Annotated in this window: 11 protein-coding genes; all 11 read left to right on the plus strand. The window is 53.8% G+C overall.

Annotation, left to right across the window (positions count from 1 at the left end; genetic code table 11):
* Positions 1–96 precede the first annotated feature (96 nt).
* The 11 genes from ispU to dnaE all read left to right on the plus strand — a co-directional run bounded on the left by ispU (position 97) and on the right by dnaE (position 13,794).
* Positions 97–855, plus strand: coding sequence for a (2E,6E)-farnesyl-diphosphate-specific ditrans,polycis-undecaprenyl-diphosphate synthase (gene ispU, locus ELK40_RS04685; protein ID WP_024907522.1), 759 nt, complete (start codon positions 97–99; stop codon positions 853–855).
* A 12-nt stretch (positions 856–867) separates the two neighbouring features.
* A complete protein-coding gene (gene cdsA / locus ELK40_RS04690; protein ID WP_023310457.1) occupies positions 868–1,725 on the plus strand; it encodes a phosphatidate cytidylyltransferase in 858 nt (285 codons plus the stop codon).
* Positions 1,726–1,736: 11 nt separating this feature from the next.
* Positions 1,737–3,089, plus strand: coding sequence for a sigma E protease regulator RseP (rseP, locus tag ELK40_RS04695; protein ID WP_111963994.1), 1,353 nt, complete (start codon positions 1,737–1,739; stop codon positions 3,087–3,089).
* 29 nt (positions 3,090–3,118) lie between these two features.
* Positions 3,119–5,536, plus strand: a complete 2,418-nt coding sequence (bamA, locus tag ELK40_RS04700; protein ID WP_111963993.1) for an outer membrane protein assembly factor BamA — start codon at positions 3,119–3,121, stop codon at positions 5,534–5,536.
* A gap of 122 nt (positions 5,537–5,658) precedes the next feature.
* On the plus strand, positions 5,659–6,153 hold the full coding sequence (skp, locus tag ELK40_RS04705) for a molecular chaperone Skp (protein WP_045907838.1): 495 nt from the start codon (positions 5,659–5,661) through the stop codon (positions 6,151–6,153).
* A 3-nt stretch (positions 6,154–6,156) separates the two neighbouring features.
* Positions 6,157–7,182, plus strand: coding sequence for a UDP-3-O-(3-hydroxymyristoyl)glucosamine N-acyltransferase (gene lpxD / locus ELK40_RS04710; protein ID WP_111963991.1), 1,026 nt, complete (start codon positions 6,157–6,159; stop codon positions 7,180–7,182).
* A gap of 102 nt (positions 7,183–7,284) precedes the next feature.
* On the plus strand, positions 7,285–7,740 hold the full coding sequence (gene fabZ, locus ELK40_RS04715; protein ID WP_010426706.1) for a 3-hydroxyacyl-ACP dehydratase FabZ: 456 nt from the start codon (positions 7,285–7,287) through the stop codon (positions 7,738–7,740).
* Between the two features lie 3 nt (positions 7,741–7,743).
* On the plus strand, positions 7,744–8,532 hold the full coding sequence (gene lpxA, locus ELK40_RS04720) for an acyl-ACP--UDP-N-acetylglucosamine O-acyltransferase (protein WP_023310462.1): 789 nt from the start codon (positions 7,744–7,746) through the stop codon (positions 8,530–8,532).
* A complete protein-coding gene (lpxB, locus tag ELK40_RS04725) occupies positions 8,532–9,680 on the plus strand; it encodes a lipid-A-disaccharide synthase (protein WP_127729666.1) in 1,149 nt (382 codons plus the stop codon). Before lpxA ends, lpxB begins: the two co-directional genes overlap by 1 nt.
* On the plus strand, positions 9,677–10,273 hold the full coding sequence (gene rnhB / locus ELK40_RS04730) for a ribonuclease HII (protein WP_008501897.1): 597 nt from the start codon (positions 9,677–9,679) through the stop codon (positions 10,271–10,273). Before lpxB ends, rnhB begins: the two co-directional genes overlap by 4 nt.
* Positions 10,274–10,311: 38 nt before the next feature.
* Positions 10,312–13,794 carry a DNA polymerase III subunit alpha gene (gene dnaE, locus ELK40_RS04735; RefSeq protein WP_111963989.1) on the plus strand — a complete coding sequence of 1,161 codons (3,483 nt, stop codon included), beginning with the start codon at positions 10,312–10,314 and terminating at the stop codon, positions 13,792–13,794.
* Positions 13,795–13,796 lie beyond the last annotated feature (2 nt).

Here is a 13,796-nt window from a genome sequence, read left to right on the forward strand (position 1 = left end):
TGGTCAGGTGAGCCGTGGTTTGACACGGCTTTTTTATGTATAGGCTTCAGTATTCCTGAGTACCGTTAAATCCTTTTCAGGGACAAAAAACGCGTTATGTTGTCTGCGAATCAACCAATAAGCGAAAATTTGCCAGCTCATGGCTGCCGTCATGTAGCAATCATTATGGATGGCAATGGCCGCTGGGCGAAAAGACAAGGGAAGATACGAGCCTTTGGGCATAAAGCGGGGGCGAAATCCGTTCGTCGCGCCGTTTCTTTTGCCGCCAACAACGGCATTGATGCGTTAACGCTCTATGCTTTTAGCAGTGAAAACTGGAATCGGCCTCTGCAGGAAGTGACTGCGTTGATGGAATTGTTTGTGTGGGCGCTAGACAGCGAAGTAAAAAGCCTGCACCGCCACAACGTCCGCCTGCGTATCATTGGCGATACCAGTCGTTTTAACTCACGTTTGCAGGAACGGATTCGTAAAGCAGAAGCGCTGACGGAAAATAATACCGGTCTTACGCTGAATATTGCGGCGAATTACGGCGGACGCTGGGATATTATCCAGGGCGTTCGGCATCTGGCCGAACAGGTTCAGGAAGGGCTGTTGAGACCCGACCAAATTGATGAAGAGGCGCTGAGCAAGCAAATCTGCATGAATGAACAGGCTCCCGTGGATTTGGTAATTAGGACAGGGGGGGAACATCGCATAAGTAACTTTTTGATATGGCAAATTGCCTATGCCGAACTTTACTTTACGGATGTTCTTTGGCCCGATTTTGATGAACAAGACTTTGAAGGTGCGCTGCATGCCTTTGCCAATCGAGAGCGTCGTTTCGGCGGCACCGAGCCTGGTGGCGACAAAGCCTGATGGGGGTAGCTTTTGCTGAAGTATCGCCTGATTTCCGCTTTTGTATTAATACCCATTGTCATTGCGGCGCTGTTTTTACTGCCCCCGGTGGGATTCGCTATTGTCACGCTGGTGGTGTGTATGCTCGCCGCGTGGGAATGGGGACAGTTTAGCGGCTTTACCTCGCGCACTCAGCGAGTATGGCTTGCGGTACTTTGTGGCTTTATCCTGGCCATAATGCTGTTTACGTTGCCTGAATATCACCATGATATTCATCAGCCACTGGTTGCCGGTTCCTTGTGGATATCGTTGGCCTGGTGGGTTGCCGCGCTGTTGCTGGTTCTTTTTTATCCAGGTTCTGCGGCATTATGGCGTAATTCAAAAGTGCTGCGACTGATTTTTGGTTTGCTCACAATTATTCCTTTTTTCTGGGGTATGGTTGCGCTGCGAGCCTGGCACTACGACGAAAACCACTACAGCGGTGCGATCTGGCTGCTTTATGTAATGATTCTGGTCTGGGGTGCTGACTCCGGGGCCTATATGTTTGGTAAACTGTTTGGCAAACATAAGCTGGCACCGAAGGTTTCTCCGGGCAAAACCTGGCAAGGATTCATCGGCGGCCTGTTTACGGCAGCGATCATCTCCTGGGGCTACGGCGTCTGGGCGAATCTTGAAGTGGCACCGTCAATACTGCTGGTGTGCTCGATTTTTGCTGCGCTTGCCTCCGTGCTCGGTGATTTGACCGAAAGTATGTTTAAGCGCGAAGCAGGGATTAAGGATAGCGGACACCTGATTCCAGGGCATGGCGGTATACTGGATCGCATTGATAGCCTGACAGCGGCTGTTCCAGTGTTTGCGTGTTTGCTTTTACTGGTATTCGGGACGATTTAACGGAAGGTTTTATGCTGAGCATTCTCTGGAATCTGGCGGCGTTCATTGTTGCACTGGGTGTACTGATTACCGTGCATGAATTTGGCCATTTCTGGGTTGCTCGCCGCTGTGGCGTGCGCGTAGAGCGGTTTTCCATCGGTTTTGGTAAATCACTCTGGACGCGCACAGACCGTCATGGCACAGAATTTGTCATCGCCCTTATTCCGCTGGGCGGCTACGTCAAAATGCTCGACGAACGCGTCGAGCCTGTCGCTCCTGAGCTGCGACACAGCGCATTCAACAATAAAACCGTTGGACAACGCGCCGCCATCATTGCTGCCGGACCGGTAGCCAACTTCATCTTTGCGATTTTCGCTTACTGGCTGGTGTTCATCATCGGCGTTCCTGGCGTGCGTCCTGTGGTAGGTGAAATTGCCCCCAACTCCATCGCGGCGAGTGCGCAAATTACATCCGGGATGGAACTTAAAGCGATTGATGGCATCGAAACCCCTGATTGGGATGCCGTGCGACTGCAGCTGGTAGCCAAAATTGGCGATCCGCAGACCACCATCAGCGTATCGCCGTTTGGTTCTGATACGCGTCAGGACAAAGTACTTGATTTACGCCACTGGCGTTTCGAGCCAGACAAAGAGGATCCCGTCGCTGCGCTGGGCATTCGTCCGCGCGGTCCGCAGATCGAGCCGGTATTAGCCGAAGTACAGGCAAATTCGGCAGCGAGCAAAGCGGGTTTGCAAGCGGGCGACAGGATCGTTAAAGTCGATGGTCAACCATTAACAGAGTGGATGACCTTTGTTACTCTGGTGCGCGATAATCCGGGAACGTCTCTCGCGCTGGAAGTTGAAAGGCAGGGTAGTCCGCTTTCGCTGACGCTGATTCCGGATACGAAGTCGGTCGGCAAAAAGGCAGAAGGGTTTGCAGGCGTTGTGCCAAAGGTGATCCCGCTGCCAGATGAGTACAAGACAATACGCCAGTATGGGCCGTTCAGCGCCATCCTTGAAGCCACGGATAAAACATGGCAACTGATGAAGCTGACGGTCAACATGTTGGGGAAATTGATAACCGGTGATGTGAAACTGAACAACCTCAGTGGGCCAATTTCGATTGCTCAGGGGGCTGGGATGTCAGCGGAATTCGGGGTGATTTACTATCTCATGTTCCTCGCGCTCATTAGCGTGAACCTTGGGATAATCAACCTGTTCCCGCTTCCCGTTTTAGACGGGGGTCATCTGCTGTTTTTAGCGATTGAAAAGCTAAAAGGCGGACCGGTATCCGAGCGAGTTCAAGACTTTAGTTATCGCATTGGCTCGATTCTGCTGGTGCTGTTAATGGGGCTTGCACTTTTCAATGATTTCTCTCGGTTGTAAGAGAGTGTTAGGAAGAACGCATAATAACGATGGCGATGAAAAAGTTGCTCATAGCGTCGCTGCTGTTTAGCAGCGCCACCGTATACGGTGCTGACGGGTTCGTAGTGAAAGACATTCATTTCGAAGGCCTCCAGCGTGTCGCCGTTGGTGCGGCCCTCCTCAGTATGCCTGTACGCCCCGGCGATACGGTTAATGATGATGATATCAGTAACACCATCCGTGCTCTGTTTGCCACCGGCAACTTTGAGGACGTTCGCGTCCTGCGCGATGGTGATACGCTGCTGGTACAGGTAAAAGAACGTCCAACGATCGCCAGTATCACTTTCTCCGGCAACAAGTCGGTGAAAGATGACATGCTCAAGCAAAACCTTGAAGCATCGGGTGTTCGTGTGGGGGAATCTCTGGACCGCACAACCCTTTCAGACATTGAAAAAGGTCTGGAAGACTTCTACTACAGCGTCGGTAAATACAGCGCCAGCGTGAAAGCGGTTGTTACTCCGCTGCCACGTAACCGTGTTGACCTGAAGCTGGTCTTCCAGGAAGGTGTTTCTGCGAAGATCCAGCAGATCAACATTGTCGGCAACCATGCGTTCAGCACCGACGAACTGATCTCCACCTTCCAGCTGCGCGATGAAGTGCCATGGTGGAACGTGGTAGGCGATCGCAAATACCAGAAACAGAAACTGGCGGGCGACCTTGAAACCCTGCGCAGCTACTATCTCGATCGTGGCTATGCGCGTTTCAACATCGACTCGACTCAGGTCAGTCTGACTCCGGACAAGAAAGGCATCTACATTACGGTTAACATTACTGAAGGCGAGCAGTACAAGCTTTCTGGTGTTGAAGTGAGTGGTAATCTGGCGGGGCATTCTGCTGAAATCGAATCGCTGACCAAAATTCAGCCGGGCGACCTGTATAGCGGTTCCAAAGTAACCAAAATGGAAGACAGCATTAAGAAGCTGCTCGGCCGCTATGGTTATGCCTATCCGCGCGTACAGACTCAGCCTGAAATCAATGACGCGGATAAAACCGTTAAGCTGCATGTGAATGTTGATGCGGGCAACCGTTTCTACGTGCGTAAGATCCGCTTTGTCGGTAACGACACCTCCAAAGATTCCGTTCTGCGTCGCGAAATGCGTCAGATGGAAGGCGCATGGTTGGGTAGCGACCTCGTTGATCAGGGTAAAGAGCGTCTGAACCGTCTGGGTTATTTTGAAACGGTGGATACCGATACCCAGCGCGTACCGGGCAGCCCGGATCAGGTTGATGTCGTTTATAAAGTGAAAGAGCGCAACACCGGTAGCTTCAACTTCGGTGTGGGCTACGGTACTGAAAGCGGCGTCAGCTTCCAGGTCGGCGTGCAGCAGGATAACTGGCTGGGTACAGGTTACTCTGTCGGTATTAACGGCACCAAAAACGACTACCAGACCTACTCTGAGTTCTCTGTAACTAACCCATACTTCACCGTAGACGGTGTGAGCCTGGGCGGTCGTATTTTCTATAACGACTTTAAAGCAGACGACGCGGATCTGTCTTCTTACACCAACAAGAGTTACGGTGTAGACGGTACGCTTGGCTTCCCGGTTAACGAATACAACACCCTGCGTGCGGGCTTAGGTTACGTGCATAACGACCTGTCCAACATGCAACCTCAGGTGGCGATGTGGCGTTATCTGGACTCTATCGGCCAGTCAACCAGCAAAACTGGTCATGACAATGGCTTCGCGGCGGATGACTTCACCTTTAACTACGGTTGGACCTATAACCGTCTCGACCGCGGCTACTTCCCAACGGAAGGTTCTCGCGTCAACCTGAACGGTAAAGTTACAGTTCCGGGTTCCGATAACGAGTTCTATAAGGTCACGCTTGATACCGCATCCTACTTCCCGATCGATGACGATCATAAGTGGGTGGTTCTGGGTCGTACCCGTTGGGGCTATGGCGATGGTCTGGGTGGCAAAGAACTGCCGTTCTATGAAAACTTCTATGCGGGTGGCTCCAGCACCGTTCGTGGTTTCCAGTCCAACAACATTGGTCCGAAAGCGGTTTACTACGGCGGGAACGACAAAGATAACTGTAATAAGTCTTCCTCTTCCGAAGTCTGTAGCTCTGATGACGCGGTGGGCGGTAACGCCATGGCCGTTGCCAGCCTGGAGTTCATCACGCCAACGCCGTTTATCAGTGATAAATACGCGAACTCGGTCCGTACGTCCTTCTTCTGGGATGCAGGTACCGTGTGGGATACCAACTGGCAGAATACTGCCCAGATGCGCGCAGAGGGCGTTCCAGACTACAGCGATCCGAGCAATATTCGCATGTCTGCCGGTATCGCATTACAATGGATGTCACCGCTGGGGCCGTTGGTCTTCTCTTACGCCCAGCCGTTTAAGAAATACGATGGAGACAAAGCGGAGCAATTCCAGTTTAACATTGGTAAAACCTGGTAATAATCCGCTGCAAAGGAATGCGTTGGCAGTGTAGCGCTGACAACTGGCGATCGGTAACACGGTCGCCTTGCCACGCAAAGAACGGTACCTTCTGGTGCCAATGGGATGGTAAGGAGTTAATTGTGAAAAAGTGGTTATTAGCTGCAGGTCTCGGTTTAGCGATGGCAACTTCTGCTCAGGCAGCAGACAAAATTGCAATCGTCAACATGGGTAATTTGTTCCAGCAGGTTGCACAGAAAACAGGTGTTTCTGCGACTCTGGAAAACGAATTCAAAGGCCGTGCAAGCGAACTGCAGGGTATGGAAAACGATCTTCAGTCCAAAATGCAGCGTCTGCAGCGTGATGGTTCTACCATGAAAGCAAGCGACCGCAGCAAGCTGGAAAAAGACGTAATGGCTCAGCGCCAGACGTTCTCCCAGAAAGCGCAGGCTTTCGAGCAGGATCGTCAGCGTCGTTCTAACGAAGAACGCGGCAAGCTGGTGACTCGCATTCAGACCGCTGTTAAAGCAGTGGCTGCCGATCAGAGCATCGATCTGGTTGTTGATGCGAACGCCGTTGCTTTCAACAGCAAAGATGTTAAAGACATCACTGCTGATGTTCTGAAACAGGTTAAATAAGTAATGCCTTCAATTCGACTGGCTGATTTAGCTCAGCAGTTGGATGCAGAATTACACGGTGATGGCGATATCGTCATCACCGCTGTTGCGTCCATGCAATCTGCTAAAGCTGGCACGATTACCTTCATGGTAAGCCCTAAGTACCGTGAGCAACTGGCTCAATGCCAGGCGTCAGCTGTTGTACTGACGCAGGACGATCTTCCATTTGCCACTGTAAGCGCGCTGGTAGTGAAAAACCCCTACCTGACGTATGCACGCATGGCTCAAATTCTCGATACCACGCCGCAGCCGGCCCAGAACATTGCTGCCAGTGCAGCGATTGATGCGACGGCCAGGCTTGGTAACAACGTCGCCGTTGGCGCGAATGCGGTTATCGAATCCGGCGTTGTGCTGGGCGATAACGTCGTCATTGGCCCAGGTTGCTTCGTTGGGAAAAATACGAAAATCGGCGCCGGGACCCGTTTATGGGCCAACGTGTCCGTTTATCATGACGTTGAAATTGGCGAAAATTGCCTCGTCCAGTCCAGCACCGTGATTGGTTCTGATGGCTTTGGTTACGCTAACGATCGCGGTAACTGGGTTAAGATCCCGCAGCTTGGTCGCGTTATTATTGGCGATCGCGTAGAGATCGGCGCCTGTACCACCATTGACCGTGGCGCGCTTGACGACACGATCATTGGCAATGGTGTTATCATCGATAACCAGTGCCAGATTGCGCATAACGTTGTGATTGGCGACAATACCGCGGTTGCGGGTGGCGTCATCATGGCAGGCAGCCTGAAAATTGGCCGTTATTGCATGATTGGCGGCGCGAGCGTGATTAATGGCCATATGGAAATATGCGACAAGGTCACCGTGACGGGAATGGGCATGGTAATGCGTCCTATCACTGAACCTGGCGTCTATTCCTCGGGCATTCCGCTACAACCCAACAAGGTATGGCGTAAAACAGCAGCTCTGGTGATGAACATTGATGATATGAACAAGCGCCTCAAGTCTCTTGAGCGTAAGATCGATCAACAAGATTAAGCGTCATCCGTTTAACGCTATTTTTCCCGGCCTGTCGGCTTTCTAATAAACCGGCAGGCCGTGTTATTATTGTTATCAGTACATTTTGACAGGAAGAGTATTTTGACTACTGACACTCATACTCTGCATATTGAAGAGATTTTAGAACTTCTGCCGCACCGCTACCCGTTTCTGCTGGTAGACCGTGTGCTGGATTTTGAAGAAGGTCGTTTTCTGCGCGCAGTGAAAAATGTTTCCGTGAACGAGCCGTTCTTCCAGGGGCACTTCCCTGGGAAGCCTATCTTCCCGGGTGTGTTGATTCTGGAAGCGATGGCTCAGGCTACCGGTATCCTGGCGTTTAAAAGCGTCGGTAAACTGGAGCCAGGTGAGCTGTATTACTTCGCGGGTATTGATGAAGCGCGCTTTAAGCGCCCTGTCGTGCCTGGTGATCAGATGATCATGGAAGTCACTTTTGAAAAAACGCGTCGTGGCCTGACTCGCTTCAAAGGCGTAGCGCTGGTTGACGGCAAAGTTGTTTGCGAAGCGACGATGATGTGTGCTCGTAGCCGGGAGTCCTGATACGTGATTGATAAATCCGCCTTTATTCATCCTACCGCTATTGTGGAAACCGGTGCCATCATTGGCGCTAACGTCCATATTGGCCCGTTTTGTATTGTTGGACCCCATGTCGAAATTGGTGAGGGTACAGTACTGAAATCTCACGTTGTCGTGAACGGTCACACGACCATTGGCTGCAATAACGAGATCTATCAGTTCGCTTCCATCGGCGAAGTTAACCAGGATCTGAAATATGCTGGTGAGTCGACCCGTCTGGAAATTGGCGATCGTAACCGTATTCGCGAAAGCGTCACCATTCATCGTGGAACAGTACAGGGTGGTGGGTTGACGAAGGTGGGCAGCGATAACCTGTTTATGGTTAATGCGCATATCGCGCACGACTGTACCGTAGGTGACCGCTGTATTCTTGCCAACAACGCAACGCTGGCAGGACACGTATCGGTTGATGACTTCGCAATTATTGGCGGCATGACCGCTGTCCATCAGTTCTGCATCATTGGTGCGCACGTGATGGTTGGCGGATGCTCCGGTGTGGCGCAGGACGTCCCACCGTATGTGATTGCGCAGGGCAACCATGCCACGCCGTTTGGCGTGAACATCGAAGGCCTCAAGCGTCGTGGTTTTAGTCGCGAAGCGATTACTGCCATCCGCAACGCGTACAAACTGCTGTACCGTAGCGGTAAAACGCTGGAAGAGGCGAAGCCGGAAATTGCCGAGCTGGCGAATAAGCACCCGGAAGTGAACGCGTTCATGGAATTCTTTGACCGTTCCACAAGGGGTCTGATTCGTTAATGGTCGACAGTCGTCCGCTTACGATAGCCCTGGTCGCCGGAGAAACCTCCGGCGATATTCTTGGTGCCGGTCTCATCCGCGCGCTTAAGGCGCGTGTACCCAATGCTCGCTTTGTCGGCGTTGCTGGCCCGCTAATGCAGGCCGAAGGCTGTGAAGCCTGGTATGAAATGGAAGAGCTCGCCGTGATGGGCATCGTTGAGGTGCTGGGGCGGCTACGCCGTTTGCTGCACATCCGCGCCGATCTCACCCGTCGTTTTACCGAACTCAAACCCGATGTGTTTGTCGGTATCGATGCGCCTGATTTCAACATTACCCTCGAAGGGAATCTGAAAAAGCAGGGTATCAAAACGATTCACTACGTCAGTCCGTCCGTCTGGGCGTGGCGACAGAAACGCGTTTTCAAAATCGGACGGTCCACCAACCTGGTGCTGGCTTTTCTGCCTTTCGAAAAAGCGTTTTACGACAGATTTAATGTTCCGTGCCGTTTTATCGGTCATACCATGGCGGATGCGATGCCCTTGGATCCGGATAAAAACGCGGCGCGCGACGTGCTGGGCATTCCCCATGATGTGCACTGTCTGGCCTTGCTGCCGGGCAGCCGTGGCGCAGAAGTGGAGATGCTGAGCTCCGATTTCCTCAAAACAGCGCAAATTCTTCGCCAGACGTACCCCGATCTCGAAGTGGTCGTGCCGCTGGTGAATGCCAAACGCCGCGAGCAGTTTGAGCGTATCAAAGCGGAAGTCGCCCCGGATCTACACGTCCGTCTTCTGGACGGGAAAGGGAGGGAAGCGATGTATGCGAGCGATGCCGCGCTGCTGGCCTCCGGCACGGCGGCGCTGGAATGCATGCTGGCGAAATGTCCGATGGTGGTCGGTTATCGCATGAAGCCGTTCACTTTCTGGCTGGCAAAACGTCTGGTGAAAACGGATTATGTCTCCCTGCCGAACCTGCTTGCCGGGCGCGAGCTGGTGAAAGAACTGCTGCAGGATGAGTGCCAGCCGCAGGCGCTTGCCGATGCGCTGCTGCCGCTGCTCGCCAACGGCAAGACCAGCCACCAGATGCACGATACCTTCCGCGAACTGCATCAACTGATCCGCTGTAATGCTGATGAGCAAGCGGCCGATGCGGTGCTGGAGTTAGCAAAATGATGGAATTTGTTTATCCTCACACCCATCTTGTGGCGGGCGTGGACGAAGTGGGTCGTGGTCCGTTAGTCGGGGCAGTGGTGACCGCTGCGGTGATCCTCGATCCGGCTCGGCCGATCGTCGGGCTGAACGACTCTAAAAAATTGTCTGAAAAGCGCCGGCTGGCGCTGTTTAGTGAGATTCAGGAGAAGGCGCTGGCCTGGAGCCTGGGGCGCGCTGAACCGCATGAAATAGATGAACTGAATATTTTGCACGCCACGATGCTGGCGATGCAGCGTGCGGTAGCGGGCCTGAAAATTTCCCCGGAATATGTCCTGATTGACGGCAACCGCTGTCCGGCATTGCCCATGCCTTCAATGGCGGTCGTCAAAGGCGATAGCCGGGTCGCAGAAATTAGCGCAGCTTCTATTATTGCCAAAGTGACGCGCGACGCCGAAATGGCCGCGCTGGACCTCACTTACCCTCAGTACGGTTTCGCCCAGCACAAGGGGTATCCCACACCTTTCCACCTGGAGAGGCTGGCTGAACATGGCGCAACCGAACACCACCGGCGCAGTTTCGGCCCGGTGAAACGCGCGCTGGGACGGGTGTCCTGAATCAATACGCAAGCAATTAAGTAACGCGGAATCTGAAGATGGCTGAACCACGTTTCGTACACCTGCGGGTGCATAGCGACTACTCCATGATCGATGGGCTGGCGAAGACCGGGCCGCTGGTAAAAAAGGCGGCCTCCCTTGGCATGCCTGCGCTGGCGATCACCGATTTTACCAACCTGTGTGGCCTGGTGAAGTTCTACGGAACAGCGCACGGCGCGGGGATAAAGCCCATCGTCGGCGCGGATTTCCACGTACAGAGCGACCTCATCGGGGATGAACTGACGCAAATCTCCGTGCTGGCGATGAACAACACGGGTTACCAAAACCTCACGCTGCTTATCTCAAAAGCCTATCAGCGCGGATATGGTGCGCTGGGCCCGTGGATCGACCGCGACTGGCTGGCCGAGCTCAACGAAGGGCTGCTGCTGATCTCCGGTGGCCGTATGGGTGACGTCGGCAAATCACTGCTGCGCGGTAACAGCGCGCTGGTGGATCAATGCGTCTCGTTCTACGAAGAGTATTTCCCGGATCGTTATTATCTGGAGTTGATCCGCACCGGTCGCCAGGACGAAGAGAGCTATCTTCATGCGGCGGTCGCACTTGCGGAAGAACGCGGTCTGCCCGTCGTCGCGACAAACGATGTACGCTTTCTCGAACCGGGAGATTTTGACGCGCACGAAATTCGCGTGGCGATCCACGATGGCTTTACGCTCGACGATCCGAAGCGGCCGCGTAATTACTCCGCTCAACAGTACATGCGCAGCGAGGAGGAGATGTGTGAACTCTTCTCCGATATTCCCGAAGCGCTGGAAAACAGCGTAGAGATCGCCAAGCGCTGCAACGTTACCGTCCGCCTCGGCGAATACTTCCTGCCGCAGTTCCCGACGGGTGACATGACCACGGAAGATTTCCTGGTCGCGAAATCAAAAGAAGGTCTGGAAGAGCGTCTGGAATTCCTGTTCCCGGATGAAGAAGAGCGTAAAAAGCGTCGTCCTGAGTATGACGAACGCCTGGACATTGAACTCCAGGTGATCAACCAGATGGGCTTCCCGGGCTACTTCCTGATCGTTATGGAGTTTATCCAGTGGTCGAAAGATAACGGCGTGCCGGTCGGGCCAGGGCGTGGCTCCGGTGCAGGTTCGCTGGTGGCGTATGCGCTGAAAATTACCGACCTCGATCCGCTGGAATTCGACCTGCTGTTCGAACGTTTCCTCAACCCGGAACGTGTCTCGATGCCCGACTTCGACGTCGACTTCTGCATGGAGAAACGCGACCAGGTGATTGAGCACGTCGCCGATATGTACGGCCGTGACGCGGTATCGCAGATCATTACCTTCGGTACGATGGCGGCAAAAGCGGTTATCCGCGACGTGGGCCGCGTGCTGGGCCACCCGTACGGGTTTGTCGATCGCATTTCTAAGCTGGTGCCGCCCGATCCGGGCATGACGCTGGCAAAAGCGTTTGAAGCCGAGCCGCAGCTGCCGGAAATCTACGAGGCGGACGAAGAGGTCAAAGCGCTGATCGACATGGCGCGCAAGCTTGAAGGCGTCACGCGTAACGCCGGTAAGCATGCGGGGGGCGTGGTTATTGCGCCGACCAAAATTACCGACTTCGCGCCGCTCTACTGCGATGAAGCTGGTGAGCATCCGGTTACTCAGTTTGATAAGAACGACGTGGAATACGCCGGGCTGGTGAAGTTTGACTTCCTCGGCCTGCGTACGCTGACGATCATCGACTGGGCGCTGAAGATGATCAACCCGCGCCGGGAAAAGCAGGGTCTTGAGCCGATAGACATTGCCGCCATCCCGCTGGATGACAAGAAAAGTTTCGACATGCTGCAGCGCTCGGAGACGACAGCCGTCTTCCAGCTTGAATCCCGCGGCATGAAAGATCTGATTAAACGTCTGCAGCCTGACTGCTTTGAAGATATGATCGCACTGGTCGCCCTGTTCCGTCCGGGCCCACTGCAATCAGGGATGGTAGATAACTTTATCGACCGTAAGCACGGTCGCGAAGAGATTTCTTACCCGGACGTTCAGTGGCAGCACGAAAGCCTGAAGCCGGTACTGGAACCAACATACGGCATCATCCTGTATCAGGAACAGGTCATGCAGATTGCCCAGGTGCTTTCCGGCTATACGCTCGGCGGCGCGGACATGCTGCGTCGTGCGATGGGTAAGAAAAAGCCGGAAGAGATGGCCAAGCAGCGCTCCATTTTTGAAGACGGGGCGAAGAAAAACGGCGTTGACGGCGAGCTGGCGATGAAAATCTTCGACCTGGTGGAGAAATTCGCCGGGTACGGATTTAACAAATCTCACTCCGCCGCCTATGCTTTGGTGTCGTATCAAACGCTGTGGCTGAAGGCGCACTATCCTGCTGAATTTATGGCGGCGGTAATGACGGCCGATATGGATAACACCGAGAAGGTGGTTGGCCTGGTGGACGAGTGCTGGCGCATGGGACTCAAGATCCTGCCGCCGGATATTAACTCAGGGCTCTACCACTTCCACGTCAACGATGACGGAGAGATCGTTTACGGGATCGGCGCGATCAAAGGCGTAGGTGAAGGTCCGATCGAGGCGATCATCGAGGCGCGTAACAACGGCGGGTATTTCCGCGAGCTGTTCGATCTTTGCGCCCGTACCGATACCAAAAAACTGAACCGTCGCGTGCTGGAAAAACTGATCATGTCCGGCGCGTTTGACAGGCTGGGGCCGCACCGCGCCGCGCTGATGAATTCCCTCGGCGACGCCCTGAAAGCGGCGGATCAGCACGCAAAAGCGGAAGCCATTGGTCAGGCGGATATGTTCGGTGTGCTGGCGGAAGAGCCAGAGCAGATCGAGCAATCTTATTCCAACTGCCAGCCGTGGCCAGAACAGGTGGTACTGGATGGGGAGCGTGAAACGTTAGGCTTGTACCTGACGGGGCACCCGATCAACCAGTACATTAAAGAAATTGAGCGCTATGTCGGCGGCCACAGGCTTAAAGACATGCATCCGACAGAACGTGGTAAAATCACCACGGCTGCGGGGCTCGTGATTGCTGCAAGGGTTATGGTCACCAAGCGCGGCAATCGTATCGGCATCTGTACGTTGGATGACCGTTCCGGGCGTCTGGAGGTGATGCTGTTCACCGACGCGTTGGATAAATACCAGCAATTGCTGGAAAAAGACCGCATACTTATCGTCAGCGGACAGGTCAGCTTTGATGACTTCAGTGGGGGGCTTAAAATGACCGCCCGCGAAGTGATGGACATTGACGAAGCCCGGGAAAAATATGCTCGCGGGCTTGCTATCTCGCTGACGGACAGGCAAATTGATGACCAGCTTTTAAACCGACTCCGTCAGTCTCTGGAACCCCACCGCTCGGGGACAATTCCAGTACATCTCTACTATCAGAGGGCGGATGCACGTGCGCGGTTGCGCTTTGGTGCAACGTGGCGTGTCTCTCCGAGCGATCGTTTACTGAACGATCTCCGTGGCCTCATTGGTTCGGAGCAGGTGGAACTGGAGTTTGACTAATA

It is taken from the genome of Enterobacter sp. N18-03635 (genome assembly GCF_004006055.1).
Classification (GTDB): domain Bacteria; phylum Pseudomonadota; class Gammaproteobacteria; order Enterobacterales; family Enterobacteriaceae; genus Enterobacter; species Enterobacter vonholyi.

What these genes read in the sequence shown, in the direction of transcription:
- ispU (WP_024907522.1), top strand. Translation starts at nt 97, where the DNA reads ATGTTGTCTGCGAATCAACCAATAAGCGAAAATTTGCCAGCTCATGGC.
- rseP (WP_111963994.1), top strand. Translation starts at nt 1,737, where the DNA reads ATGCTGAGCATTCTCTGGAATCTGGCGGCGTTCATTGTTGCACTGGGT.
- bamA (WP_111963993.1), top strand. Translation starts at nt 3,119, where the DNA reads ATGGCGATGAAAAAGTTGCTCATAGCGTCGCTGCTGTTTAGCAGCGCC.
- lpxD (WP_111963991.1), top strand. Translation starts at nt 6,157, where the DNA reads ATGCCTTCAATTCGACTGGCTGATTTAGCTCAGCAGTTGGATGCAGAA.
- lpxB (WP_127729666.1), top strand. Translation starts at nt 8,532, where the DNA reads ATGGTCGACAGTCGTCCGCTTACGATAGCCCTGGTCGCCGGAGAAACC.
- rnhB (WP_008501897.1), top strand. Translation starts at nt 9,677, where the DNA reads ATGATGGAATTTGTTTATCCTCACACCCATCTTGTGGCGGGCGTGGAC.
- dnaE (WP_111963989.1), top strand. Translation starts at nt 10,312, where the DNA reads ATGGCTGAACCACGTTTCGTACACCTGCGGGTGCATAGCGACTACTCC.